Below are 26485 nucleotides of genomic sequence, written 5' to 3'. Positions count from 1 at the left end.
GCCGGCGGGCGCCCCGCTCAGTCCTCGTGGCCCAGTTGGAGGTCCCGTTCCGTCCGGCCACCCCCCGCGACCTGCAACACCGTGGCGACCGGCGGGTAACCTGCGGCGATGACGGTGTACTCGCCGGAGGAGAGATCGACGAACCGGAACGTTCCGTCGGCTCCGGTGGTGAGGGTGTCGACGACGTTGCCGGCGGCGTCGAGCAGGGTCACGCGCGCGTCCTCCACGGGCCGTCCGCCGCTCGCCCGGACGGTGCCCCGCAGCACGGCGCCGCCCGCGAGTTCGACGTCCTGCCGGGTCTCCCGGGAGGCCTGCACGCTGACCGGGAGGGCGGCGGGCCGGAAGGCCGGGGCGCTGGCGGCGAGGGTGTACTCGCCCGCGACCAGTTCGGTGATGACGTAGCCGCCCTCGCGCCCGCTGCGGGTGCTCGCGACGACCTCGCCGTGCACGTTGGTGAGGGTGACGGTGGCGTCCCGGACGGGGGTGCCGTCGGCGGTGAGCACGCTGCCGGCGAGGCGGCCGGCGCCGCCGAGGACGACGTCGAGCTCGACGGGGCGTTCGCCGACGGTGACGGAGACGGCCTGCGGCTGGTGCCCGCCGGCGGCGGCGATCAGCACGTACGAGCCGGAGCCGGGCGTGCTGAGCGCGTACCGCCCGTCGTCGCCGCTGGCGCCGCGCCCGATCTGCTGTCCGGCGACGTCGATGAGGGTGAGGGCCGCGCGGGGCACCACGGTGCCGTCGGGGTGCTGCACGGTGCCGCAGACGGGGACCCCGGCGGCGTAGGGCGCCCGGGCACCGGGGATCGAGGCGGTCACGGTCTGCGGCTCCGTTTCGGCGGTGTTGTGGGACACCAGTGGTTTCTCCTTGAGGAAGAAGGCGATGAGCAGGCCGAGGGCGAGCACCGGGACCAGGTAGAGGAAGATCCGGGGCATCGCGTCGGCGTAGGCGCGGATGTAGGCGTCGCGCAGGGCCGGGGGCAGCGCGTGGACGAGCTGCGGGGTGATCGAGTCGGCGGCGGGCAGTGCGCTGCCCGCGCGCGGGGGCAGCTCCTCGCGCAGCGAGGAGGCGAGCCGGTCGGCGAAGAGGGTGCCGAAGACGGCGGCGCCGACGCTGCCGCCGATCTGCCGGAAGTAGTTGTTGGCGCTGGTGGCGGTGCCGAGGTCGGCGGGGCGGACGGAGTTCTGCACGGCGAGGACGAGGACCGGCATGACCAGGCCGATCCCGGCACCGAGCACGGCCATCCAGATGCTGTAGTGCAGCCGGGGGGTGTCGGTCTGGAGCCGGGACAGCAGCCACATGCCCACGGTGGCGACGGCGCAGCCGAGCACGGGGTAGATCTTGTAGCGGCCGGTGTGGCTGATGAGCTGTCCGCCGATGATGGAGGTGCCGACGATCCCGGCCATCATGGGCAGCATCAGCAGCCCGGACTCGGTGGCGCTGGCGCCGTCGACCATCTGGAGGAAGGTCGGCAGATAGCTGGCGGCGCCGAACAGGGCGACGCCGATCACCAGGCCGACCAGGCCGCTGAGGGTGAACACGGAGTCGCGGAACAGTCTCAGCGGGATGAGGGGTTCGGCGGCGAAGTGCTCGGCGACCAGGAAGAGGGCGGTGGCGACGAGGGCGCCGGCGCCGAGGCCGAGGATCTGCCGGGAGCCCCAGGCGTACTCGGTGCCGCCCCAGCTGGTGAGCAGGACCAGGCAGGTCGAGGCGGCGGCGAGCAGCAGGGTGCCGAGGACATCGAGCCGGCCGCGTGTGCGCGGCCTCGGGAGTTTGAGGACGACGGCGATGACGGCCAGGGTGACCAGTCCGAAGGGGACGTTGACGTAGAAGCACCAGCGCCAGGAGAGGTGATCGGTGAAGTATCCGCCGAGCAGCGGTCCGGCGACGGAGGCGAGACCGAAGACGGCGCCGATCAGGCCCATGTACCGGCCGCGCTCCCGGGGCGGCACGATGTCGGCGATGATCGCCTGCACACCGATCATGAGGCCGCCGGCGCCGACGCCCTGGACCGCGCGGAAGGCGATGAGCTGGTCCATGGTCCCGGCCCGGCCCGCGAGGGCGGAGCCGAGGACGAAGACGGCGATGGCGAACTGGAAGACGCCCTTGCGGCCGACCAGGTCGCCGAGTTTGCCGTAGACCGGCAGGCCGATGGTGGAGGTGAGCAGGTAGGAGGTGATCGCCCAGGACATCTTGTCCAGGCCGTGCAGCTCGCCGACGATCTTCGGCAGGGCGGTGGCGACGATCATCTGGTCGAGGGCGGCCAGCAGCAGGGCCAGCATCAGCCCGAAGAACACCAACCGCACCCGGCGGGGCCCGATTCCGGCGGGCGGCGCGGGAGGCGGCGGCGCGGGAGGCGGCGGCGCGGCCGCGGTCTGCTCGCCGGAGACCGGTGCCACGACCGGCTCGCGCTTCACCAGTGTCGTCCCGCCCACGTACCGCTCCCCTCGTCACACCCGTTCACATTTCCCGCGTAAGGCGACAACTGCGAACAACTGCGGCGAGTTACGGCACGATCCGGTATGGACCGGAGATGCACTCGAACCGGTGAAGGGGCCGGCCGGCGGTCAACCCCCCTTCACCGGTGGGTGCTTGGACTACTTCTCGACCTCGGCGGCGAGCCGGGCGAGCAGGGCGTCGTAGATCCGGCCGAGGCCCTTGGGCGCGAAGGTCTTCTCGAAGAAGCCGCCGATGCCGCCGGCGCCCTGCCAGGTGGTGGTGACGACCACGCGGGACCTGCCCTCACCGGCGGGGGTGACGCGCCAGGTGGTGACCATGGAGGAGTTGCGGTCCTTCTCGACCAGCTCGCCGTCCGTGGGCTCGCTGACCTCCAGCAGGCAGTCGCGCACCCGCTTGCTGGTGGCCTGGAGCTTCCAGTGGACGAGGGTGCCCTCGCCGTCGCCGCCCTCGCGCACCTCGTACTCGCTGAACTGCTCGGGCAGCAGCTTCTGCCGCGTGCCGCGGTAGTCGGCGAGGGCGTCGAACACCTTCTCCGCGTCCGCCGCGACGACCCGCTCCGTAGTGGCCTCGACCTGCGCCATTGCGTTCCTCCACGACCTGGTTCCTCGGGGTTGGGGCAAGCCAACCACCCCGGCGCCCGGCCGCCCAAATCGGGGCTCGCACGATCATGGGAACGTATGTTCTATTCTGTGGGCAGTGCGAGCGAGGAGGCGTCATGCGCTGGGAGAACCTCACAGACGAGAGCGAACACGGCCGGGCCGCCGATGCCGTGCTGTTCGGCGCGGACGCCGTCACCACCCGGACGTTCGACACGCCCGAGTTCGCGGGGATCACCTTCCACGAGGTCCGGGCGCGCTCGGTGCTGAACCGGGTGCCGGGTGCCTCCCGCATGCCGTTCGAATGGACGGTCAACCCCTACCGGGGCTGCACGCACGCGTGCGTCTACTGTTTCGCCCGCAAGACGCACGGCTACCTGGACCTGGACACCGGCATCGGCTTCGACACCCAGATCGTGGTCAAGGTGAACGCCCCCGAGGTGCTGCGGCGCCAGCTCGGCTCCCGCCGCTGGCAGGGCGACCACGTGGCGATGGGCACCAACGTCGACTGCTACCAGCGCGCCGAGGGCCGCTACCGGCTGATGCCGGGCATCATCTCCGCGCTCACCGATCACGCGAACCCGTTCTCGATCCTCACCAAGGGCACCCTGATCCTGCGTGACCTGGACCTGCTGGTGCGGGCGGCGGAGGTGACGGACGTGGGCGTCTCGGTCTCCGTCGGGTTCCTGGACGCCGGGCTGTGGCGCACGGTGGAGCCGGGCACGCCCGCGCCCGAGCGCCGGCTGGACGTCATCCGCACCTTCGGGGAGCACGGGATCGGCTGCGGGGTGCTGATGGCGCCGGTGATCCCGTTCCTGAGCGACGACCCGGCGCAGTTGCGGGCCACGGTACGGGCCATCGCGGCGGCCGGGGCCACCTCCGTCACCCCCTTGGTGCTGCATCTGCGCCCCGGCGCCCGGGAGTGGTTCATGGCCTGGCTCGGACAGCACCACCCGCACCTGGTGCGGCGGTACGAACGGCTGTACGCGGAGGGCGCCTACGCGCCCAAGTGGTACCAGCGCCGGATCACCCGCCAGGTGCACGAGCTGGCGCAGGAGTACGGCATCGGGCCCGCGCGCGCCGGGCTGGCCCGCCGGATCCGCCCGGCCGAGCCGGCACCGGCCCCCACCGAGCCGGAGCCGGTCCAGCTCAGCCTCATGTGAGGACGCCCAGGGTCGTTCGAGGGCATCCCGCGGCCCGATCGGGTCACGTGGCCCCGCAACGCGTTCCTCAGGGCCCCGGCTCCGGGACGATCCGGCGAGAACCGTGAACCCCGCGGTTCGCCGAAGACCTCCGTCCCGGGAGGACCCGTATGAGAACACGCGCAGCCCTGCTGTGCGCGGCCGCGGCCGTCACCGTACTGGCGGGCCCGGTCACCGCCGCACCCGCGCGGGCCGCCCGGCCCGCGCAGCTCGGCTGGAAGAAGTGCGGCACCACCGACTTCCCCAGGCTCCAGTGCGCGTCCCTGACGGTGCCGCTGAACCACGCCGACCCGTCGGGGCGGCGGATCACCATCGCGCTGTCCCGCGTCCCGCACACCGCGCGGGCCACGCAGGGTCCGCTGCTGGTCAACCCGGGCGGCCCCGGCGGCAGCGGACTGACGCTCGCCGGGTTCGTCGCCTCGTCGCTGCCGAAGAGCGTGGCGGCCCGGTACGACGTCATCGGCTTCGACCCTCGCGGGGTCGGCCGCAGCCGGCCGGCCCTGGACTGCGTGCCCGGCCACTTCAAGCCGGTGCGCCCCGACTCCGTACCGGCCACGCCCGCGCTGGAGCGGGCCAATCTCGACCGCGCCAGGTCCTTCGCCGCGGCCTGCGGCCGCAAGTACGGCGACCTGCTGCCGTACCTGGACACGGTCAGCTCGGCCCGGGACCTGGAAGCCGTCCGCCGGGCGCTCGGCGCGAAGAAGATCAGCTACTTCGGCTACTCCTACGGCACCTATCTGGGAGCGGTGTACGCGAAGCTGTTCCCGGGGCGGGTGCACCGCCTGGTGCTGGACTCGATCGTCGACCCGAAGGGCGTCTGGTACGAGGACAACCTCGGCCAGGACTACGCCTTCGACGACCGCCACCGGGCGCTGACGGCCTGGATCGCCAGGTACGACTCCAGGTACGGGCTGGGCAAGGACCCCGCGAGGATCGAGGCCCGCTGGTACGCGATGCGGGCGGCGCTGGCGAAGAAGCCGGCCGGGGGCCGGGTCGGCGCCGCCGAGCTGGAGGACACCTTCACGCCCGGCGCCTACTACAACGGCTACTGGCCCCGTCTCGCCGAGGCGTTCGCGGCCTGGGTCCACCACGGGGACACCGGGCCGCTGGTGGAGGCGTACCGGAAGTTCGGTGCCGTGGACGCCGCGGGGGACAACGGCTACAGCGTCTACGCGGCGGTGCAGTGCCGGGACGCGGCCTGGCCGCGCGGCTGGAACAGGTGGCGTGCGGACGCCTGGGACGTGTACGCGAAGGCACCCCTGATGGCCTGGAGCAACGCCTGGTACAACGCGCCGTGCGCCTTCTGGCCCACGGCCCCGCTGCGGCCGGTGGACGTCACCAACGGCACGCTCCCGCCGGCGCTGCTCTTCCAGGCGACCGACGACGCGGCGACCCCCTACTCCGGCGGCGCCACGGCCCACCGGCTGCTGGCCCGCTCCAGCCTCGTGGTCGAGGAGGGCGGCGGCAACCACGGCGTCACGCTGAGCGGCAACGCGTGTCTGGACCAGCACCTGGCCGCGTACCTCGGCGACGGCAGGGTCCCGCGCGGCGGCGGCGCGGTGGACGCGGTCTGCCCGAAGACCCCCGACCCCACGCCGCCGAAGGGCAAGGCGGCGCCGCCGACGTCCAGCGGCTCGACCCTGCACGGCCTGCTGGGCTTCCACGGGTAGCCGGCACACCAGTCTCCCGGCAACGCGCGCGACCCGCCGGAACCTCGGCTTCCGCCGGCAGACGACGCATCAGGTGCCCGGTACCTCACCCGGCCGTGTCGGGCAACCTGCCCGGTCCGTCGGGGCGTTGTCAGTGGGGTGGGTCATCATGGGGGCCATGAGCGAACCCACCCGGGCCGGTCGTGGACCGACCCGCATCCCCGCACCGGCCGGGGTGTTCCCCGCCTCCCAGTACACCCATGTGGTGACCGCGACGGGGCGCCTCGTCGCGGTCTCCGGCCAGCTTCCCCTCGACGAGGACGGCGAGCTGGTCGGCGCGGGCGATCCGGCGGCCCAGGCGCGGCAGGTCTTCGCGAATCTCCGGCGCTGCCTGGCCGCAGCGGGAGCCGGTTTCGAGGACGTGGTGAAGCTGACGTACTTCGTCACGGACATGGCCCACATGCCGGTGATCCGCGCGGCCCGCGCCGCCCACATACCCGACGACCGCCTGCCCGCCTCCTCGGCGGTCCAGGTGGCCGGGCTGGTGGCGCCGGAGTTCCTGCTGGAGGTCGAGGCTCTCGCCGTGGTGGCCCCGTGAGTGCCCTGACGGTCCGGGAGATGACCCTCGCCGACTGCGACCGCGTCTCCGAGATACGGATCCGCGGCTGGCAGCACGCCTACCGGGGGCTCATGCCGCAGCCGTACCTCGACGGGCTCAGCGTCACCGCGGACGCCGAGCGGCGGCGGGCCCGGTTCGCCGAGGGGAACGGCTCCGTGGTGAACCTGGTCGCCGAGCGGGCCGGCACGGTGGTCGGGTGGGCGGCGCACGGGCCGTACCGGGACGGCGGGACGCGCACTCGCGACGCCGAGCTGTACGCGATCTACGTCGACCCGGCCCGGCTGGGCGGCGGGATCGGGCGGGCGCTGCTGGCCGCGTCGGCCGAGCGGTGCCGGGCGTATCCCCGCATGCTCCTGTGGGTCCTCAAGGACAACGCGTCCGCCCGCCGCTTCTACGAGCGCGCCGGGTTCCGCCCCGACGGGGCCGAGGAGCCCTTCGACGTGGACGGCGTACCGGTGCCCGAGGTGCGGTACGTGAAGACGCTGGGCGGCTGACCGGGCGTCAGCTCGGCTGCTGCTCCGGTATCCGCGCGAGCGCGTGCACCGCGGCCTCGGCGAGCGCGGGGTGCGCGAGGGCCTCGGTGAGGACCCGCCGGGCGCGGGCGTCGCCGAGCGCGCCCAGGCCCTCGACACAGGCGAGGGCCACCCGCCGGTAGGGGTCGTGCGGGCGCAGCCGCCGCTCCAGCGTGGTGATCAGCGCGGGCACGGACTCCGGGGCGCGCAGCGCGACCAGGAGCCGTACCGGGTGCAGGGCGTAGGCGACGCGGAGTTCGTTGGTGGCGAGGGCCGCGGCGGCCCGGGCCGTGCGCGGGTCGCCGAGCCGGGCGAGGGCGTGCGCGGCGGAGGCGCAGCGCGGCGGGTCGCGGTGGTTGAGCAGCAGCACCAGGGACTCGAAGGAGCGCCGGTCACCGGCCCGGCCGAGGCAGAACGCGGCCAGCTCCCTGGCCCAGAGCGGCTGTCCGGGCGCGGTGAGCACCTCCGCCAGTTCGTCGTGGTCCCCGGTGGCCAGCAGGTGCTCGAACGCGGCCGAGCCGCCCGACTCCTGCCGTAAGCGCTCCGTGAGCGATCGCAACTCTTCGTCCACGAGGTCCAGCGTAGGCGGGTCGTGGCGGCCGGGGGAGGTACATCACAAAGTCGGTTCTCCTCCGGGGACTGGCGCGCTCGTTACCCGCCGGTTAAGCTCATACGAGCGAGTAACCCTCTCGCACTTCCGCTGGCGACGGTCTGGTGACGCGGCCGTCGCGAGCGAGCAGGTCGGTTCGGTACGCCATGTGTACCGCAGTACGACCCGGCTTCGGGACAGAGCCGGTCGGACGTTCCGCCGTTCCCGGGCGTGTGCATGCCCGTGGCACCGGCGCCCCCGGGCGTGTGCGCTCGCAGCCCGGCAACACCCGCACCCTCTCGCCCCGTGGTGCGCCCTCCGGCGCACCCGGCGCGCCCCTCGTCGTCACCTCATTCCTGGAGTCCCGCGATGGCCACTCCCCTGTCCGACTCAGCTCTGTCCCCGTCCCCGCTCAAGACGATCGCCGTGGTCGGCCTCGGCACCATGGGCACCGGCATCGCCGAGGTCCTCGCGAAGGCCGGCCGCGAGGTGATCGGCATCGACATCAGCGAGGCGCGGACCGCGCAGGCGCTCGCCACCCTGGAGGCCGCCACCGCCCGCGCCGTGGCACGCGGCCGGCTCACCGAGGACGAGCGCGCCCGGGCACTGGCCCGGGTCCGTACCGCCACCGACCTCACCGCGGCGGCCGACGCCGACCTCGTCATCGAGGTGGCCCCGGAGTCGTACGAGATCAAGCACCAGATCTTCCGCGAACTGGACGGCATCGTCCGCCCGGAGACGATCCTGGCGACCGGCACCAACGCGCTGTCGGTGACCCGGCTGGCGGCCGACTCGGCCCGTCCCGAGCGCGTGCTCGGCCTGCACTTCTTCAACCCGGCACCGGCGATGCGGCTGGTGGAGGTCGTCTCCTCGGTGCTGACCGCGCCGCAGGCCGTGGCGGCCGTCACCGACCTCGCGATCGAGCTGGGCAAGGAGCCGGTCGCGGTCGGCGACCGCCCCGGCTTCGTCGCGGACGGGCTGCTCTTCGGCTACCTCAACCAGGCCGCCGCCATGTACGAGGCCAAGTACGCCTCCCGCGAGGACATCGACGCGGCGATGCGGCTCGGCTGCGGCCTGCCCATGGGCCCGCTCGCCCTGCTGGACCTGATCGGCGTGGACACCGCGCGGACGGTCCTGGAGGCGATGTACGCCGAGTCCCGGGACCGGCTGCACGCCCCCGCCCCGATCCTCAAGCAGCTCAGCGAGGCGGGCCTGACCGGCCGCAAGTCGGGGCGCGGTTTCTACACCTACGAGGCGCCGGGCAGCGGGACGGTCGTGCCGGACGCGCTGACCCCGGCGGCGGGCACCTCCCCGGTCGCGGGCCGCGAGGTGCGCTCGGTGGGCGTGGCCGGCTCGGGCACCATGGCCTCCGGCATCGCCGAGGTGTTCGCCAAGGCGGGCTACGACGTCGTCCTGGCCGCCCGCAGCGAGGAGAAGGCGCAGGCCGCCAAGGCCCGTGTCGGCAAGTCGCTCTCCCGCTCCGTCGACAAGGGCCGGCTGACCGCCGAGGCCGCGGCCCTGGTCCTGGACCGGATCACGCCGGCGGCCTCCTACGACGCCTTCGCCGAGGTCGACCTGGCGGTCGAGGCGGTCGCCGAGGACCTGGAGATCAAGCGGCAGCTGTTCGCCACGCTGGACAAGGTGTGCAAGCCGGGCGCGGTCCTGGCCACCACGACCTCGTCGCTGCCCGTCGTCGCCTGTGCCCGCGCCACCTCGCGCCCGCAGGACGTGATCGGCATGCACTTCTTCAACCCGGCACCGGCGATGAAGCTGGTGGAGATCGTGCGGACGGTGCTGACGGCGGACGACGTCCACGCGACCGTGCGCGAGGTCTGCGCGAAGATCAGGAAGCACGCGGTGGACTGCGGCGACCGCGCCGGATTCATCGTGAACGCGCTGCTGTTCCCGTACCTCAACAACGCGATCAAGATGGTGCAGGAGCACTACGCGTCCCTCGACGACATCGACGCGGCGATGAAGCTGGGCGGCGGCTACCCGATGGGCCCCTTCGAGCTGCTGGACGTGGTCGGGCTGGACGTCTCGCTGGCCATCGAGAAGGTGCTGCACCGCGAGTTCCGCGACCCCGGTCTCGCCCCGGCTCCGCTGCTGGAGCACCTGGTGGCCGCGGGCTGCCTCGGCCGCAAGACCGGCCGCGGCTTCCGCGAGTATGCCCGCCGCTGACGGCGTCGGCGACTGGTCCCGGACGGAGCCGGACTGGGGCGGACTGCTCGACCCGGGCGGCTCTCCCCCGCCCGCCCGGCCCGGTGGTCCCCCGCCCTCCGGGGGCGGGGGACACCCCGGACCTGCGCATCGAGCTGCGCGCATGCAGTACGTTCGGGTCATGTCCCAGCCCGCCAAGTCCTCACGTACACCAGCTACGCCCGACGCGCCGGAAAGTGCCGCAGGCAGCCGCGCGGCCGCCCAGCGGCTCAAGATGCGCCGGGAACTGGCGGCAGCAGCCATGGAGCTGTTCGCGACCAAGGGGTACGAGGCCACCACCGTCGACGAGATCGCCGCCGCCGCCGGCGTCGCCCGGCGCACCTTCTTCCGCCACTTCCGCTCCAAGGAAGAGGCGATCTTCCCGGACCACGACGACACGCTGATCCGCGCGGAGGCGGTCCTCAACGCCGCGCCCGCGCACGAGCATCCGCTCGACACCGTGTGCCGGGGCATCAAGGAGGTCATGAAGATGTACGCGGCGCGGCCGGACATCTCGGTCGCCCGCTACAAGCTCACGCGTGAGGTGCCCACCCTGCGCGAGGCCGAGATCGCCTCCGTGGCCCGCTACGAGCGCCTGTTCACGCGGTATCTGCTCGGCCATTTCGACGAGCACGCGCACGCCGACGACGCCAACGACGATCCGCTGCTGGCGGAGGTCGCCGCCTCCGCCGTGGTCACCGCGCACAACCACGTGCTCAGGCGCTGGCTGCGGGCGGGCGGCCAGGGGGACGTGGAGGCCCAGCTGGACCACGCCTTCGCCATCGTGCGCAAGACCTTCGGTACGGGGATCGGGGCCGGCCGCGGCACGGCCTCCCGCTCGGCCGCCCCCGCGCCGGCGGCAGCCTCCGTCGAGGGCGAGGTACTGGTGACCGTCGCCCGCACCGACGCACCTCTGGAAGAGGTCATGCGCACCATCGAACAGGCCCTCAAGGAGCGCTGACCCACCCTCTCCCCCTGTGACAACGGCCACCCTCCGGGTGGCCGTTTTTGCATGTCAGCGCCCTTTTTGACCCGCCCGGACAGGCCCATTCGATCGATCATCGCTCATCTGTCAAGTAAAGATTTCATTTGAGAGGAAGTTCTGGCACTCAGTGCCTTGCGGGGTGACACGCGGTGTCATACGTTGAAGGTGTCCGGGCTGTCCCCGCAGACCATCACCTGCGCGCCCGAACGCCTGCGTCACAGGCAACCTCCCGCGCCACAAAGCGCTGCCGAAGCACCACCGAGCCGAACCGACGGCACACCCTCACCACCCTCAGCAGCACTGACAGCACCGACGAACCCACAGGCGCCCCTCCCTCAGGGCGCTCACCCGCCGGAGGCAACACCGTGACCGTGAAGGACATCCTGGACGCGATCCAGTCGAAGGACGCCACGTCCGCCGACTTCGCCGCCCTGCCGCTCCCCGAGTCGTACCGTGCGATCACCGTCCACAAGGACGAGACGGAGATGTTCGCGGGCCTGGAGACCCGCGACAAGGACCCGCGCAAGTCGATCCACCTGGACGAGGTCCCCGTGCCCGAGCTGGGCCCGGGCGAGGCCCTGGTGGCCGTCATGGCCTCCTCGGTGAACTACAACTCGGTGTGGACCTCGATCTTCGAGCCGGTGTCGACGTTCGCCTTCCTGGAGCGCTACGGCAAGCTGTCGCCGCTGACCAAGCGCCACGACCTGCCGTACCACATCATCGGCTCCGACCTCGCGGGCGTCGTCCTGCGCACCGGCCCCGGCGTCAACGCCTGGCGGCCCGGTGACGAGGTCGTCGCGCACTGCCTCAGCGTCGAGCTGGAGTCGCCCGACGGCCACGACGACACCATGCTCGACCCCGAGCAGCGCATCTGGGGCTTCGAGACCAACTTCGGCGGCCTCGCGGAGATAGCGCTGGTCAAGACGAACCAGCTGATGCCGAAGCCGAAGCACCTCACCTGGGAGGAGGCCGCGGCCCCGGGCCTGGTGAACTCCACCGCCTACCGCCAGCTGGTCTCCCGCAACGGCGCCGCCATGAAGCAGGGCGACAACGTCCTGATCTGGGGCGCGAGCGGCGGGCTCGGCTCGTACGCCACGCAGTTCGCGCTCGCGGGCGGCGCCAACCCGATCTGTGTCGTCTCCTCGCCCCAGAAGGCGGAGATCTGCCGCTCGATGGGCGCCACGGCGATCATCGACCGCAACGCCGAGGGCTACAAGTTCTGGAAGGACGAGCACACCCAGGACCCCAAGGAGTGGAAGCGCTTCGGCAAGCGCATCCGCGAACTCACCGGCGGCGAGGACATCGACATCGTCTTCGAGCACCCCGGCCGCGAGACCTTCGGCGCCTCCGTCTACGTCACCCGCAAGGGCGGCACCATCACCACCTGTGCCTCGACCTCGGGCTACATGCACGAGTACGACAACCGGTACCTGTGGATGTCCCTGAAGCGGATCATCGGCTCGCACTTCGCCAACTACCGCGAGGCGTACGAGGCCAACCGCCTGATCGCCAAGGGCAAGATCCACCCGACGCTGTCGAAGACGTACTCCCTGGAGGAGACCGGCCAGGCGGCGTACGACGTCCACCGCAACCTGCACCAGGGCAAGGTCGGCGTGCTCTGCCTCGCCCCCGAGGAGGGCCTGGGCGTGCGTGACGAGGAGATGCGCGCGAAGCACATCGACGCCATCAACCGCTTCCGGAACGTCTGAGAGCCGGGAGGTCATAGATGACAGAGCGTCAGACAGCGCCTGCGGCGCGAAAGGAAAGGGACCGGCCGTGGCTCATGCGGACGTACGCCGGTCACTCCACGGCCGAGGCGTCCAACGAGCTGTACCGGCGCAACCTCGCCAAGGGCCAGACCGGTCTGTCGGTGGCGTTCGACCTGCCGACGCAGACCGGCTACGACCCCGACCACATCCTCGCGCGCGGCGAGGTCGGCCGGGTGGGCGTGCCCGTCGCGCACCTCGGTGACATGCGCCGGCTGTTCCAGGACATCCCCCTGGAGCAGATGAACACCTCGATGACGATCAACGCCACCGCCATGTGGCTGCTGGCGCTCTACCAGGTCGTCGCGGAGGAGCAGGGCGCGGACATCACCAAGCTCCAGGGCACGACCCAGAACGACATCGTCAAGGAGTACCTGTCCCGCGGGACGCACGTCTTCCCGCCGGAGCCCTCGCTCCGCCTGACGACGGACATGATCGCGTACACGGTCTCCCACATCCCGAAGTGGAACCCGATCAACATCTGCAGCTACCACCTGCAGGAGGCCGGGGCCACACCGGTGCAGGAGATCGCGTACGCGATGTCCACCGCGATCGCCGTCCTCGACGCCGTGCGCGACTCCGGCCAGGTGCCGCGGGAGCGCATGGGTGACGTGGTCGCCCGTATCTCCTTCTTCGTGAACGCGGGCGTCCGCTTCATCGAGGAGATGTGCAAGATGCGCGCCTTCGGCCGCATCTGGGACAAGGTCACCCGTGAGCGGTACGGCATCGAGGACCCCAAGCAGCGCCGGTTCCGGTACGGGGTCCAGGTCAACTCGCTCGGCCTGACCGAGGCGCAGCCGGAGAACAACGTCCAGCGGATCGTGCTGGAGATGCTGGCGGTCACCCTCTCCAAGGACGCACGCGCGCGTGCCGTGCAGCTCCCCGCCTGGAACGAGGCGCTGGGCCTGCCCCGGCCCTGGGACCAGCAGTGGAGCCTGCGCATCCAGCAGGTGCTCGCCTACGAGAGCGACCTGCTGGAGTACGACGACATCTTCGAGGGCTCGAAGGTGATCGAGGCGAAGGTGGACCGGCTGGTCGAGGACACCCTCGCGGAGATCGACCGCATCCAGGAGATGGGCGGCGCGCTGGCCGCCGTGGAGTCCGGCTACCTCAAGTCGCAGCTGGTCGCCTCGCACGCCGAGCGCCGGGCCCGGATCGAGTCCGGCGAGGAGAAGATCGTCGGCGTCAACATCTTCGAGGGCACCGAGCCGAACCCGCTCACGGCCGACCTGGACACGGCCATCATGACGGTCGACCCGGCGGTCGAGGCCCGCGTCATCGACTCGCTCCAGCGCTGGCGGGACACCCGCTACCAGCCGCCCTTCAATCACCCGCGCCCCTGCAAGGCGCTGGAGCGGCTGAAGGAGGCCGCCAAGGGCACCGACAACCTGATGGAGGCGACGCTGGAGTGCGCCCGCGCCGGGGTCACCACCGGCGAGTGGGCGGGCGCCCTGCGCGAGGTCTTCGGCGAGTACCGGGCGCCCACCGGGGTCTCCTCCGCGCCGGTGGCCGTCGCCGCCGAGGCCGGCTCGGCGCTCGCCGAGGTCCGCGCCAGGGTGGACGCCACCGCCCGTGAGCTGGGCGTCGGCAAACTGCGCTTCCTGGTCGGCAAGCCCGGCCTGGACGGGCACTCCAACGGCGCCGAGCAGATCGCCGTCCGCGCCCGGGACGCCGGCTTCGAGGTGGTGTACCAGGGCATCCGGCTCACCCCCGAGCAGATAGTGGACGCGGCCCTGGCCGAGGACGTGCACGCCGTGGGCCTGTCGATCCTGTCCGGCTCGCACGCCCGACTGGTCCCCGATGTGCTCCAGCGGCTGCGTGTGGCCGGTGCCACAGATATACCGGTGATCGCCGGTGGCATCATCCCCAACGGTGACGCGGAGCAGCTGAGGGAAGCCGGAGTGGCCGCCGTCTTCACCCCGAAGGACTTCGACATCACCGGGATCATCGGCCGCATCGTCGACGAGATCCGGAAAGCGAACAAGCTCGACCCCCTGGAGGTCCCCGCATGACCACGCCTGTCAACCGCCTTCGCCCGCGGCGTTCCTGCCTGGCCGTGCCGGGCTCGAACCCGCGCTTCCTGGAGAAGGCGCAGGGCCTCCCCGCGGACCAGGTCTTCCTGGACCTGGAGGACGCGTGCGCGCCGCTCGCCAAGCCCGAGGCCCGGCACACCATCGTCAAGTTCCTCAACGAGGGTGACTGGACGGGCAAGACGCGCGTGGTCCGGGTCAACGACTGGACGACCGAATGGACGTACCGGGACGTCGTCACGGTGGTGGAGGGCGCGGGCCCGAACCTGGACTGCATCATGCTGCCGAAGGTGCAGAACGCCCAGCAGGTCGTCGCCCTGGACCTGCTGCTGACGCAGATCGAGAAGACGATGGGCTTCGAGGTCGGCCGGATCGGCATCGAGGCCCAGATCGAGAACGCGCAGGGCCTGAACAACGTCAACGAGATCGCGCAGGCCTCCCCGCGCGTCGAGACCATCATCTTCGGCCCGGCCGACTTCATGGCCTCCATCAACATGAAGTCACTGGTCGTGGGCGAGCAGCCGCCCGGCTACCCGGCGGACGCCTACCACTACATCCTGATGAAGATCCTGATGGCCGCCCGCGCCAACGACCTCCAGGCGATCGACGGCCCCTACCTGCAGATCCGCAACGTCGACGGCTTCCGCGAGGTCGCCGGCCGCGCCGCCGCGCTGGGCTTCGACGGCAAGTGGGTGCTGCACCCGGGCCAGGTCGACGCCGCGAACGAGGTGTTCTCGCCCTCGCAGGAGGACTACGACCACGCCGAGCTGATCCTGGACGCGTACGACTACTACACGTCCGAGGCGGGCGGCAAGAAGGGCTCCGCGATGCTCGGCGACGAGATGATCGACGAGGCCAGCCGCAAGATGGCCCTGGTCATCGCCGGCAAGGGCCGTGCCGCCGGCATGCGGCGCACCAGCACGTTCGAGATCCCGGAGGCGTGACGGCGATGCAGTTCGGACGCACGTACGAGGAGTTCGAGGTCGGGGCGACGTACAAGCACTGGCCGGGCAAGACGGTCACGGAGTACGACGACCACCTGTTCTGTCTCCTCACCATGAACCACCACCCGCTCCACATGGACACCAACTACGCCGAGAAGACGACCGACTTCGGCAAGAACGTGGTGGTCGGGAACTACGTCTACTCCCTCCTGCTCGGCATGTCCGTCCCGGACATCTCCGGAAAGGCGATCGCCAACCTGGAGATCGAGTCGCTCAGGCACGTGGCACCGACCTTCCACGGCGACACGGTCTACGGCGAGACGACCGTGCTGGACAAGTGGCCGTCGAAGTCGAAGAACGACCGCGGGATCGTCTACGTCGAGACCAAGGGCTACAAGCAGGACGGCACCCTGGTGTGCGTCTTCCGCCGCAAGGTGATGGTGCCCACCGAGACGTACATCAAGGAGCGCGGCGGCGAGCAGCCGGGCCGCCCCGAGCTCAAGGAGCAGGAGAAGTAGCCATGGCCCGTCTCGCCCAGACCGCCGGTCTGACCGACGTCCAGCAGGAGATCCTCTCCACCGTCCGGGACTTCGTCGACAAGGAGATCATTCCGGTCGCGACCGAGCTGGAGCACCGCGACGAGTACCCGCAACAGATCGTGGACGGCCTGAAGGAACTCGGCCTCTTCGGCCTGATGATCCCCGAGGAGTACGGGGGCCTGGGCGAGTCGCTGCTCACCTACGCGCTGTGCGTGGAGGAGATCGCCCGCGGCTGGATGTCGGTGTCCGGCATCATCAACACCCACTTCATCGTCGCGTACATGCTCAAGCAGCACGGCACGCAGGAGCAGAAGGACCACTTCCTGCCGAGGATGGCGGCCGGTGACATCCGGGGCGCCTTCTCGATGTCGGAGCCGGGCCTGGGTTCCGACGTGTCGGCGATCACGTCGAAGGCGGTCAGGGACGGCGACGAGTACGTCCTGAACGGTCAGAAGATGTGGCTGACGAACGGCGGCACGTCGTCCCTCGTGGCCGTGCTGGTCCGGAGTGACGAAGGACACCCCGAGGGCACGGCGCCGCACAAGTCGATGACGACCTTCCTGATCGAGAAGGAGCCGGGCTTCGGCGAGGTCCGCCCGGGCCTCACCATCCCCGGCAAGATCGACAAGATGGGCTACAAGGGCGTCGACACGACCGAGCTGATCATGGACGGACTGCGCGTTCCGGCCGATCGGGTGCTCGGCGGGGTCACCGGCCGAGGTTTTTACCAAATGATGGACGGCGTCGAGGTCGGCCGGGTCAACGTGGCCGCGCGTGGCTGTGGCGTCGCTCAGCGCGCCTTCGAGCTGGGGGTCCGGTACGCCCAGCAGAGGCACACGTTCGGCAAGCCGATCGCCCAGCACCAGGCCATCCAGTTCAAGCTGGCGGAGATGGCGACCAAGGTCGAGGCCGCGCATGCGATGATGGTCAACGCGGCACGCAAAAAGGACTCCGGGGAGCGAAACGACCTGGAAGCGGGGATGGCGAAGTACCTCGCCTCCGAGTACTGCAAGGAGGTCGTGGAGGATGCCTTCCGGATCCACGGCGGCTACGGCTTCTCCAAGGAGTACGAGATCGAGCGCCTCTACCGCGAGGCCCCGATGCTGCTCATCGGTGAAGGTACCGCCGAGATCCAGAAAATGATCATCGGGCGCAGGCTGCTCGAAGAGTATCGATTCCAGGGCTGATTGTCCGGGTACGGGGTGTTTTCTTCGAGAAGAAGATCACACCCCGTAGACACTCTTCGGCCGCCGACTCGGCTTCCTGGCTTGCCCAGTTGTGGCCCGCGACCGGTACGATCCCGGGAAAGCCGCCGTCCCCCGTCAGAGCGCGGCATCATCCGCTACGAAGGTCATCCATGCCCCACAGCCAAACCTCTGCACCTCGCGACAGCCGAGCCGGCGTACGCCTCGCGCGCGGAGCATCGCCGTGGCTTCTCCCGACCGTCGCCACCGCAGCCCTCAGCCTGGCCCGCGCTCGCCGCTCGGGCGTCGCCAAGGCCGTCGCCGTGCCCGCCACCGCGCTCGCGGCGGGCATGCTGTGGTTCTTCCGCGACCCCGAGCGCGAGATCGCCCCGGGCCGGGTCATCTCGCCCGCCGACGGTGTGGTGCAGAGCATCATGCCGTGGAAGGACGGGCGTACCCGCGTCGCCATCTTCATGAGCCCGCTCAACGTCCACGTCAACCGGGCGCCCCTCGCGGGCACCGTGACGTCCGTCGAGCACATCCCCGGCGGCTTTGTTCCGGCTTTCAACAAGGAGAGCGAGAACAACGAGCGCGTAGTCTGGCATTTCGACACCGAACTCGGCGACATCGAGATGATCCAGATCGCCGGCGCGGTGGCCCGCCGCATCGTGCCCTACATCCCTGAGGGCACGAAGGTCGAGCAGGGCGACCGTATCGGTCTGATCCGCTTCGGCTCGCGTGTCGACCTCTACCTGCCCGAGGGCGTGGAGGTCGCGGTCGAGGTCGGCCAGAAGACCGTGGCTGGGGTGACTCGCATTGACCGTGATTGATCCGGAGACCCAGGCGGGCTGGGTGCCCGAGGCCGACGAGGTGGACGACGAGGAGGAGATGCCTCTTTCTCTCCGCCTGTCGATAGCGGACACCCTGACGCTGGGCAACGCCACGTGCGGGTTCATGGCGGTGTACTTCACCACCACCGGCATCCTGATCCCGCACCTCACCGGCAGCCAGGAGTCCGGCATGGCCCGCCACAGCGCGGCCACGGCGGTCATCCTGATGCTCTGCGCGGCGGTCTTCGACCTGTTCGACGGGCTGGTGGCCCGCAAGCTGCGCTCGTCGCCGATGGGCGCGGAGCTGGACAACCTCTCCGACCTGATCAGCTTCGGGCTGGCCCCCGCGTACTTCGTCCTCGTCTACGGCATGGTCGCGGACGACGCGCACCAGCGGGTGGCGGCGGTGGGCGCGATCGTGGTGCTGCTGGCCGTGGTGCTGAGACTGGCCCGCTTCAGCTGCGTGACCATGAAGGACGGCATGTTCCAGGGCATGCCCTCGCCGTTCGGCGCGCTGACGGTCGTCTCGATCGTGCTGCTGGAGCTGCCGTTCGTGGCGACCCTGCTGGCGATCCTCGGGACCGCGTGGCTGATGGTGAGCCGGGTGGAGTACCCGAAGCCGCGCGGCCGTCTCGCCGGCGCGATGCTCTCCTGGATCGTGCTGTCGATGGGGCTGCTGGCGGCGTGGGCCTTCGACGCGCCCAGCGGACAGCTGCTCCTCCAGACCGGCTGTGCGCTGCAGCTGGTGATGGGCGCGGTGATTCCGCTGTTCGCCACGGCGCGGCGGGTGAACAACTTCCGCGACAACCGCCGTGAGGCCCGGGCGGCACAGTTGCCGTAGCCCGGCGTACGACGAGGGCCCCCTACCCGGTGCGGGTAGGGGGCCCTTTGCTCGTGCGGACCTGGGTTCGTCAGCTCAGGTGGTCCTCGGCGATCCGGGCGGCGACCCGCTCCAGGATCGGTCCGGCGTCCGCGATGCACCTGGCCACGTCCGGCTCGACGGAGGTCAAAGGGTAGGCCTGGGAGATCCCGGCCGCCAGCAGTGCCTCCGTCGGCAGGGCCAGCCGCCCGCACACCGCCACGACCTCCTTGCCGGCCGCCCGTGCCGCCGCGGCGACCCCCGCCGGTGCCTTGCCGTGCAGCGTCTGCTCGTCCAGCGACCCCTCCCCGGTGATCACCAGCGAGGCCCGCTCCAGGGCGGGCGCGAAGCCCAGCACGTCCAGCATCACCTCGATGCCGGGCCGGAACCGCGCACCGAGCAACAGGGCCCCGTAGCCGATGCCTCCGGCGGCCCCCGCCCCCGGCGCCGCCGCGTACTCGGCGGCCCGCGACCCGGCCTCGGCCTCGGCCTCCAGCACCTTCGCGAAGTGCGTCAGCGCGGCGTCCAGCGTCTCCACGTCGTCCGGCGAGGCCCCCTTCTGCGGGCCGTACACCGCCGACGCGCCCTTCGGCCCGGTCAACGGGTTGTCGACGTCGCTGGCCAGCACCAGCACGACCGAGGACAGCCGCGGGTCGAGGCCGGACAGGTCCGCCCGGGCGAGGTCGGCGAGTCCGCCGCCGCCCGGCGACACCGGCTCGCCCTCCTCGGTCAGGAACCGCGCGCCCAGCGCGGACAGCATGCCGGCGCCGCCGTCCGTCGTGGCGCTGCCGCCGACGCCGAACACGATCGTCCGCGCGCCCGCGTCCAGCGCGGCGCGCAGCAGCTCCCCGGAGCCGTACGTCGAGGCGGTCAGCGGCGCGAAGACCCCGGCCGGCAGCCGCTGCAAGCCGCTCGCCTCGGCCATCTCCACCACCGCGGTGCCGTCGCGCAGCGCGAACGCCGCCGTGACCTCCGCGCCGAGCGGCCCGGCGACCCGTACCTGCCGACGCTCGAAACCGGCCGCGACCGCCGCGTCCACGGTTCCGTCGCCGCCGTCGGCCACGGGCAGCGCCTCCACCCGGAGGTCCGGCACGACCCGGCGCAGCCCGGCCGTCACCCGCTCGGCGACCTGCACGGCCGTCAGCGAGCCCTTGAACTTGTCCGCGGCGATGAGCACCCGACGGGTCTCGTTCACTGCAGCGTCCGCCACCTTGTCTTCCCCTTGCTCTCCGGGCCCCGCGCACGTCGGGGCCAGTCGCGCCGCTGTGACCATAACCGCAGGACACCCCCGCCGTCATGCCCCGCCCGAACCCTGGTCAGGACCGGGCCAGGCCGCTGGGAGCCGGGCGGGCAAAGTGGGTACACCCCTGCCATGAGCACCCAGCGCACCGGTCCGGACCTCGCCGACCGCGTCCACGGCGGCTGGCTCGGCCGGATCGCGGGCAACATGCTCGGCAAGCCGGTCGAGCAGGGCGAGGTGTGGACGCGCGACCGCATCGACCGCTATCTGCGCCGGGCCGCCGCCCTGCCGCTGACCGACTACATGCCCGAGCCGGCCGACGCCGAGGAGGCCGCCGTACTGCGTCCGGAATGGCGCTGTTGCGTACGCGGCCGGATCCACGGCAGCTGCCGGGACGACGACGTCGACTACGCGATCCTCGGCCTGCACCTGCTGGAGATCCACGGCTTCGGCTTCAGCACCGAGCAGGTCGGCGACCTGTGGCTGCTCAGACTGCCGTACCTGCAGACGTTCACGGCGGAACGGGCCGCGTACCGGAACCTCGCGAACGGGCTGAAACCGCCGCTGACGGCGACGTACGACAACCCGTACCAGGAGTGGATCGGGGCGTTGATCCGCGCCGACGTCTACGGCTGGACCTGCCCCGGGGACCCCGCCCGGGCCGCCGGGCTGGCCCGCCGGGACGCGGTGCTCTCGCACACCGGCAACGGCGTGTACGGCGCCATGTGGGCCGCCGCGCTGATCTCGGCGGCCTTCACCGCCGCGACCGTCCGGGACGCTCTGGACACCGCGCTCTCGGTCGTCCCGGCGAGCAGCCGCCTGGCCCGGACCGTGCGGCGGGTGACGAGCCTGCACGAGGCACGGCTGCCGTGGGAGGAGACCCTGGCCACGGTGTCCACGGAGACCGCGGGGCTCGGCTGGATCCACACGGTCCCGAACGTCGCCGTCCTCGCCGCCGGACTGCTGTACGGCGACGGCGACTTCACCCGGACCATCGCCCTGACCGTGCGCGGCGGCCTGGACACCGACTCCAACGGGGCGACGGCCGGTTCGGTGGCCGGGGTCCTCACCGGGGCGCAGGCCATTCCGGCGAGCTGGCGGGACCCGCTGGAGGACACGGTGCGCAGCGCGGTGTTCGGCTTCGACGGCGTACGGATCAGCGCGCTGGCCGAACGCACCCTGCGGCTGGCGACGAGCGGGACGTAGCCGGCGGCCGGCTGGTTACCCTTCCTCAATGACCACGACCCAGGATTTCGCCGCGTACATCGCGAGCCTGCCCCGCGTCCTCGCCGGGGCCGCCGCCCTCTTCCGGGACGCCGAGGGGCGGGTGCTGCTCGTCGAACCCAACTACCGTGACGGCTGGGCCCTTCCGGGTGGGACCATCGAGTCCGACGACGGGGAGACACCGCGCCAGGGCGCCCGCCGGGAGACGCTGGAGGAGATCGGGCTCGACCGGGAACCCGGCCGGCTGCTGGCCGTGGACTGGGTGCACGGCACGGGCAGGCCGCCGCTGGTGGCGTACCTGTACGACGGCGGTGTCCTGACCGAGGGCGAGCTGAAGGCCATCCGTCTCCAGGAGGAGGAACTGCTCTCCTGGCGCCTGGTCGCCCGCGACGACCTCACCGCCCATCTGCCCGGGGCGCTGGGCCGCCGAGTGCTGGCCGCGCTGGACGTCCTCGCGGCCGGCTCCGGGACGGCGGAACTGGAGAACGGCCACCGGGTGGCCTGACCGCCCGGCCCGTCGCGTGGCCGCTCAGCCCTCCTGATCGCGCGGCTTGGCGTCGACCTCGCGCAGCGCGTCGTCCCTGGCGGCGACGCGTGCCTCGGTGCGGTGCCCGCGCTCGATGTAGTCCCGGACGACGAGCTCGACGGCGTCCTGCGGATTCCCCACCCCCGCGAGCACCATGACCTCCACGACGAGCTGGGCATCGAGCGAGACAGTCACCTTGGCCATGCGGGGACGCTAGCACCGGGGGCCGCGCCGCGGGACTGTCCCGCCGCCGGATCCGTCCCAGCGGTTATCCGCATGCGGCGGCCACGCCGCTCGCCCTACCCTCGATGCCATGGCCAAGCCTCTCGTCGCCCTGCTCAGCGGGGCCGGTATCTCCACCGACTCCGGCATCCCGGACTACCGCGGGCCGAACGGCCTGTGGCGACGGGACCCTGAGGCCGAGAAGCTCGTGACGTACGAGTACTACATGACGGACCCGGAGATCCGCCGGCGGTCCTGGCAGATGCGCCGCGAGAACCGGACGCTCCAGGCCGAACCGAACGCGGCGCACCGCGCCGTCGCCGAGCTGGAGAGGTCCGGCGTCCCGGTCCGGGTCATCACCCAGAACGTGGACGGCCTGCACCAGCTCGCCGGCATGCCCGCCCGCAAGGTGCTGGAACTGCACGGCAGCGCCCGCAGCGTGGTGTGCACCGGGTGCGGGGCCCGCGGACCGATGGAGGACGCCCTCGCCCGGGTGGACGCCGGAGAGGCGGACCCGCCGTGCCTGGAGTGCGGCGGCATCCTGAAGTCGGCGACCGTGATGTTCGGCGAGCGGCTGGATCCGGTGGTCCTCGGACAGGCCGTGGCCGTCACCAAGGCCTGCCAGGTGTTCATCGCCGTGGGCAGCAGCCTCCAGGTGCAGCCCGCGGCCGGCCTCGCCGGCGTGGCCGCCGACCACGGCGCACGCCTCGTCATCGTGAACGCCGAACCCACGCCCTACGACGACCTGGCGGACGAGATCGTCCGGGAGCCGATCGGCACCGCGCTGCCCGCGCTCCTGCGCACCCTGAGCGGCTGACCGCCCGTCCGGCGTCGGTCAGCGGGGTCAGAACAGCGCGGTTCCCTGTTCGAAGTCCAGCAGGCGTCGTTTGCGGTCGAGGCCGCCGCCGTAGCCGGTGAGGCTGCCGTCGGAGCCGATCACGCGGTGGCAGGGGACGATGATGCCCACGGGATTGCGGCCGTTGGCGAGGCCGACGGCGCGGGAGGCCCGGGGGTTGCCGAGGGCGTCGGCCAGTTCGCCGTAGGTGCGGGTCTCGCCGTACGGGATGGCGGTCAGCTGCTGCCAGACGCTGCGCTGGAACGGTGTGCCGTGCAGGCCGAGCCGGACGGTGAACTCCTTGGTCTCGCCCGAGAAGTACGCCGTCAGCTGCTCGGCCGTCTCGGCGAAGACGGGCAGGGTGTCGTCGCGCGGGCCGAACCTCTCGTCGCCGGGGCGGTGCCGCTGGTCCACCGTGTACAGGCCGCACAGGGCGTCGTCGGCGTCGGCGACGAGGGTGAGCGGCCCGTAGGGGCTGTCGATCACGGTGTGGTGGTTCATCGGGGTCCTTCAGGCCGGGAGGAAGTTGATCGGGTGGCTGTCCGTCGCCCACAGGTACTGCACGGCGTACGACCGCCAGGGCCGCCACAGCTCCGCGCGGGCGGTGAGCGCGGCCGGGGTGGCCGGCAGGCCCAGCTCCTTCGCCGCGCGCCGGATGCCGAGGTCGGTGGGGAGGAAGGCGTCGGGCTCACCGAGGGCGCGCATGGCGATGACGTCAACCGTCCAGGGCCCGAAGCCGGGCAGCGCGAGGAGCCGGGCCCGCGCCTTCGCCCAGTCGGCCTCCACGCCCAGGTGCAGGCCGCCGTCGGCGAGTTCGCGGACGAGGGTGGTGAAGGTGGTGCGCCGGGTCCGGGGCATTGCCAGGGTCTCCGGGTCGATGCCGGCCAGCGCCTCGGGTGAGGGGAAGAGGTGCGTGAGGCCGCCTTCGGGGTCGTCCAGGGGCTTGCCGTGCGCGGTGACCAGGCGGGCCGCGTGGGTGCGGGCGGCGGCCGTGGAGACCTGCTGCCCGAGCACGGCCCGGACGGCGAACTCGGCCTCGTCGACCGTGCGCGGCACCCGGCGGCCCGGGGCGCGGTCGACCAGGGGCGCGAGGGACGGGTCGGTGCGCAGATGGCCGTCGACCGCCACCGGGTCGGCGTCCAGGTCGAGCAGGCGGCGGCAGCGGCTGATGGCCACGGTCAGATCGCGCAGGTCGCTCAGGGTGAGGCGGCAGGCGATGTGGTCGGGGCGGGGCGCGAGCGCGGCGATGCCGTGGCCGTACGGCAGCCGCAGGGTGCGGCGGTAGGCTCCGTCGCGCCACTCCTCGACCCCGGGGACGGCGGTGGCGGCGAGGTGGCCGAAGAGGTTGGACGGGTTGAGCGGGGCGCGGAACGGCAGCCGCAGGGTCACCACGCCGGGGGTGCCCGCGCCGCTCTTCGGCGCCCGGGCGCGCAGCTCGCTCGGGGACAGGGCGAAGACCTCGCGGACGGTGTCGTTGAAGGCGCGGACGGAGGCGAAACCGGCCGCGAACGCGATCTCCGCCATCGGCAGGGCCGTGGTCTCGATGAGCAGCCGCGCGGTCTGGGCCCGCTGCGCGCGGGCGAGCGCGAGGGGGCCGGCGCCCAGCTCGGCGAGCAGCTGGCGCTCCACCTGCCGGGTGCTGTAGCCGAGCCGGGCGGCGAGTCCGGGCACGCCCTCGCGGTCCACGACCCCGTCGGCGATCAGCCGCATGGCCCGCGCCACGAGGTCGGCGCGCGCGTTCCACTCCGGGGAGCCGGGGCTGGTGTCGGGGCGGCAGCGCTTGCAGGCCCGGAACCCGGCCTGCTGGCAGGCGGCGGCACTCGGGTAGAACGTCATGTTCTCCGGCTTGGGCGGCACGACCGGGCAGCTCGGCCGGCAGTAGATCCGGGTTGTCAGGACGGCCGTGAAGAACCATCCGTCGAACCGCGCGTCCTTGGACTGCACGGCGCGTACGCAGTGCTCCCGGTCGTGGTGCATCCCTGTCTGCATGCGCCCAGCATGGCCCACCGCACGCCCCGGCCGCTGGCGAAAATCCGACATCTACGTGGGCCTGGCCAGGGCTCCCGACCGCCTCTTCTCATGATCGAGCGGTCTGCCGCTCCTCGCTGATCCGTTCGGATCCGTGGCGGAAGCGGGTGATCCAGTCGGCGGTGGTCCGCAGGCCGCCGAACGTGTAGAAGTGCACCTTCACCGTGCCGTGCCGGGCCGGGTCGTACCGGTCGGCCAGTGCGTGCAGGAAGCGGTCCGGGCCGGCCGTACCCACCAGGTTGGTCAGTGAGAAGCCGTACTTGCGGGCCACGGAGGCGCTGGTGCCGACGCCGAACCGGCCGGCGTAGCGCAGCAGTCGGCGCACCCCCGCGGGTCCGGGGACGCCGACGCGGACGGGCAGGTGCACGCCCCGCGCGCGGAGGGCCTCCAGCCAGGCGAGCACCGGGTCGGCGTCGAAGCCGAACTGGGTGATGACGTCGCCGGTGAACCGGCCGGCCCCGATGGCCGCCGCCTTGTCCGTGAGCGCCGACCACAGAGCCGGGTCGGCTATGCCGGGGTGGCCCTCGGGGTAGCCGGCGATGCCGATGTGCCGGACGCCGTGGCGCCGCAGCAGCCCGGTGCGCAGCACGGCGAGGGCGTCCTCGTAGGGCCCCTCGGGCCGGGCCGGGTCGCCGCCGACGAGGAACACGTTCTCCGCGGTGCCGTCGGCCGCCAGCCCGGCGAGGAACTCCTCCAGGGCTGTGCGGGAGGGCAGGCGGCGCGCGGAGATGTGCGGTACGGGGACGAAACCGAGCCGCTTGACCGCGCGGGCGGCGGTCAGCCGCGTAGCGGTGTCCTCTCCGGCGAGGAACGTGATGTTGATCCGGGTGCCGGGCGGGACACTGTCCCGCGCCTCCTCCAGTCCGGGCACGTCCTTGCCGGTCATCTCCAGCGAGAAGTCGTCCAGCAGCGCGGGGTCCATCGTGCTCCTCGTACTCCTCGTACTCCTCGTGCTGTCACACGGCTCACCGCGGCCGCCACAACTGTGGTCGGGCCGGGCCGATGATGTCACGCGGCGGAGGTGGGGTCCGCGGGCAGGGGCCGGGGGCAAGCGGTGGGGGGCGACCGGCGGGCGGCGCCCGGGGCGCGGCCGGTGGGTGGCGCCGGGGCGCGGCCAGCGGGCCGGCACCGGGACGCGGCCAGCGGGCCGGCACCGGGACGCGGCCAGCGGGCCGGCACCGGGACGTGGCCCAGGGCTGGGGTCCTGGTTCGCGTCGACGGGCTGGGGTCCTGGTTCGCGTCGACGGGCTGGGGTCCTGGTTCGCGTCGACGGGCTGGGGTCCTGGTTTGCGTCGGGGGGGCCGGGGTCCTGGTTTGCGGGCCGGGGCTGGGTGCCGGGCGCGTTACTTCAGGGCTTCGGGCGCGGAGTTCGGGGTCCGGGCGCGGAGTCCGGGGTTCGGGGCGGCGAGTTATGGACCGGTGATCCGGGCCTTGTTTGGTCCTGGCCGCC

General features: G+C 72.0%; 24 protein-coding genes. 16 read left to right on the top strand and 8 right to left on the bottom strand.

The features are described 5' to 3' along the window. Positions 1-17: 17 nt before the first annotated feature. The gene (locus tag ACH4LD_RS23045; protein ID WP_398053643.1) at positions 18-2432 is read right to left on the bottom strand and encodes an MFS transporter; all 2415 of its coding nucleotides are present in this window, start codon (positions 2430-2432) and stop codon (positions 18-20) included. Positions 2433-2594: 162 nt separating this feature from the next. Continuing rightward, entirely contained in the window at positions 2595-3038 is a 444-nt protein-coding gene (locus ACH4LD_RS23040; RefSeq protein ID WP_103813408.1) for an SRPBCC family protein, read from the bottom strand. 134 nt (positions 3039-3172) lie between these two features. Here ACH4LD_RS23040 and ACH4LD_RS23035 point away from each other — a divergent pair, with 134 nt between their 5' ends. The 4 genes from ACH4LD_RS23035 (at position 3173) to ACH4LD_RS23020 (ending at position 7017) form a co-directional block, all read left to right on the top strand. Continuing rightward, positions 3173-4216 (top strand): Rv2578c family radical SAM protein, encoded by a 1044-nt coding sequence (locus ACH4LD_RS23035; protein ID WP_398053642.1) that lies wholly within the window; start codon positions 3173-3175, stop codon positions 4214-4216. A 149-nt stretch (positions 4217-4365) separates the two neighbouring features. Next, complete coding sequence (locus ACH4LD_RS23030; RefSeq protein WP_398053641.1) at positions 4366-5925, top strand: alpha/beta hydrolase; 1560 nt, start codon at positions 4366-4368, stop codon at positions 5923-5925. Positions 5926-6082: 157 nt separating this feature from the next. Next, positions 6083-6502: a RidA family protein gene (locus ACH4LD_RS23025; protein ID WP_398053640.1), complete on the top strand. Its 420-nt coding sequence runs from the start codon at positions 6083-6085 to the stop codon at positions 6500-6502. Beyond that, on the top strand, positions 6499-7017 hold the full coding sequence (locus ACH4LD_RS23020) for a GNAT family N-acetyltransferase (RefSeq protein WP_398053639.1): 519 nt from the start codon (positions 6499-6501) through the stop codon (positions 7015-7017). Before ACH4LD_RS23025 ends, ACH4LD_RS23020 begins: the two co-directional genes overlap by 4 nt. A gap of 7 nt (positions 7018-7024) precedes the next feature. Here the strand turns inward: ACH4LD_RS23020 and ACH4LD_RS23015 are convergent, their stop codons facing one another. Then, a complete protein-coding gene (locus ACH4LD_RS23015) occupies positions 7025-7606 on the bottom strand; it encodes an adenylosuccinate lyase (RefSeq protein ID WP_398053638.1) in 582 nt (193 codons plus the stop codon). Between the two features lie 387 nt (positions 7607-7993). On the opposite strand from ACH4LD_RS23015, the gene ACH4LD_RS23010 reads away from it, so the two are divergent. From ACH4LD_RS23010 to pssA, 9 genes are all read left to right on the top strand, one after another. Next, complete coding sequence (locus ACH4LD_RS23010; RefSeq protein WP_398053637.1) at positions 7994-9805, top strand: 3-hydroxyacyl-CoA dehydrogenase family protein; 1812 nt, start codon at positions 7994-7996, stop codon at positions 9803-9805. 160 nt (positions 9806-9965) lie between these two features. Then, positions 9966-10784, top strand: coding sequence for a TetR family transcriptional regulator (locus tag ACH4LD_RS23005; RefSeq protein ID WP_398053636.1), 819 nt, complete (start codon positions 9966-9968; stop codon positions 10782-10784). 395 nt (positions 10785-11179) lie between these two features. Then, positions 11180-12517 carry a crotonyl-CoA carboxylase/reductase gene (ccrA, locus tag ACH4LD_RS23000; RefSeq protein ID WP_398054112.1) on the top strand — a complete coding sequence of 446 codons (1338 nt, stop codon included), beginning with the start codon at positions 11180-11182 and terminating at the stop codon, positions 12515-12517. Positions 12518-12534: 17 nt separating this feature from the next. Then, positions 12535-14586: a protein meaA gene (locus ACH4LD_RS22995; protein WP_398053635.1), complete on the top strand. Its 2052-nt coding sequence runs from the start codon at positions 12535-12537 to the stop codon at positions 14584-14586. Beyond that, positions 14583-15548, top strand: a complete 966-nt coding sequence (locus ACH4LD_RS22990) for a CoA ester lyase (RefSeq protein ID WP_014675984.1) — start codon at positions 14583-14585, stop codon at positions 15546-15548. Before ACH4LD_RS22995 ends, ACH4LD_RS22990 begins: the two co-directional genes overlap by 4 nt. 5 nt (positions 15549-15553) lie before the next feature. Next, a complete protein-coding gene (locus tag ACH4LD_RS22985; protein ID WP_398053634.1) occupies positions 15554-16066 on the top strand; it encodes a MaoC family dehydratase in 513 nt (170 codons plus the stop codon). A 2-nt stretch (positions 16067-16068) separates the two neighbouring features. After that, positions 16069-17274 (top strand): acyl-CoA dehydrogenase family protein, encoded by a 1206-nt coding sequence (locus ACH4LD_RS22980; RefSeq protein WP_031096077.1) that lies wholly within the window; start codon positions 16069-16071, stop codon positions 17272-17274. 170 nt (positions 17275-17444) lie between these two features. Continuing rightward, positions 17445-18101 (top strand): phosphatidylserine decarboxylase, encoded by a 657-nt coding sequence (locus ACH4LD_RS22975; RefSeq protein ID WP_356339719.1) that lies wholly within the window; start codon positions 17445-17447, stop codon positions 18099-18101. A 22-nt stretch (positions 18102-18123) separates the two neighbouring features. After that, positions 18124-18942, top strand: a complete 819-nt coding sequence (gene pssA, locus ACH4LD_RS22970) for a CDP-diacylglycerol--serine O-phosphatidyltransferase (RefSeq protein WP_014675980.1) — start codon at positions 18124-18126, stop codon at positions 18940-18942. A 70-nt stretch (positions 18943-19012) separates the two neighbouring features. On the opposite strand, the gene ACH4LD_RS22965 is transcribed toward pssA, so the two are convergent. Further along, entirely contained in the window at positions 19013-20155 is a 1143-nt protein-coding gene (locus ACH4LD_RS22965; RefSeq protein ID WP_398053633.1) for a glycerate kinase, read from the bottom strand. Positions 20156-20332: 177 nt separating this feature from the next. Between ACH4LD_RS22965 and ACH4LD_RS22960 the strand changes: the two genes are divergently transcribed. Further along, on the top strand, positions 20333-21406 hold the full coding sequence (locus tag ACH4LD_RS22960) for an ADP-ribosylglycohydrolase family protein (RefSeq protein ID WP_398053632.1): 1074 nt from the start codon (positions 20333-20335) through the stop codon (positions 21404-21406). A 28-nt stretch (positions 21407-21434) separates the two neighbouring features. After that, positions 21435-21929 (top strand): NUDIX domain-containing protein, encoded by a 495-nt coding sequence (locus ACH4LD_RS22955; RefSeq protein WP_398053631.1) that lies wholly within the window; start codon positions 21435-21437, stop codon positions 21927-21929. A gap of 24 nt (positions 21930-21953) precedes the next feature. On the opposite strand, the gene ACH4LD_RS22950 is transcribed toward ACH4LD_RS22955, so the two are convergent. Further along, on the bottom strand, positions 21954-22154 hold the full coding sequence (locus ACH4LD_RS22950) for a type II toxin-antitoxin system VapB family antitoxin (protein ID WP_103813424.1): 201 nt from the start codon (positions 22152-22154) through the stop codon (positions 21954-21956). A gap of 109 nt (positions 22155-22263) precedes the next feature. Here ACH4LD_RS22950 and ACH4LD_RS22945 point away from each other — a divergent pair, with 109 nt between their 5' ends. Then, on the top strand, positions 22264-22989 hold the full coding sequence (locus tag ACH4LD_RS22945) for an SIR2 family NAD-dependent protein deacylase (protein ID WP_398053630.1): 726 nt from the start codon (positions 22264-22266) through the stop codon (positions 22987-22989). 27 nt (positions 22990-23016) lie between these two features. Here the strand turns inward: ACH4LD_RS22945 and ACH4LD_RS22940 are convergent, their stop codons facing one another. The 3 genes from ACH4LD_RS22940 to ACH4LD_RS22930 form a co-directional block, all read right to left on the bottom strand. Then, positions 23017-23508: a methylated-DNA--[protein]-cysteine S-methyltransferase gene (locus tag ACH4LD_RS22940; RefSeq protein WP_398053629.1), complete on the bottom strand. Its 492-nt coding sequence runs from the start codon at positions 23506-23508 to the stop codon at positions 23017-23019. 9 nt (positions 23509-23517) lie between these two features. Further along, positions 23518-24996 (bottom strand): DNA-3-methyladenine glycosylase 2 family protein, encoded by a 1479-nt coding sequence (locus ACH4LD_RS22935; RefSeq protein ID WP_398053628.1) that lies wholly within the window; start codon positions 24994-24996, stop codon positions 23518-23520. An 88-nt stretch (positions 24997-25084) separates the two neighbouring features. Beyond that, on the bottom strand, positions 25085-25957 hold the full coding sequence (locus ACH4LD_RS22930) for a methylenetetrahydrofolate reductase (RefSeq protein WP_398053627.1): 873 nt from the start codon (positions 25955-25957) through the stop codon (positions 25085-25087). Positions 25958-26485: the final 528 nt, after the last annotated feature.

Source organism: Streptomyces sp. NPDC017676 (genome assembly GCF_044329325.1).
GTDB lineage: Bacteria > Actinomycetota > Actinomycetes > Streptomycetales > Streptomycetaceae > Streptomyces.
This window is presented reverse-complemented; position numbering and strand designations above follow the sequence as displayed.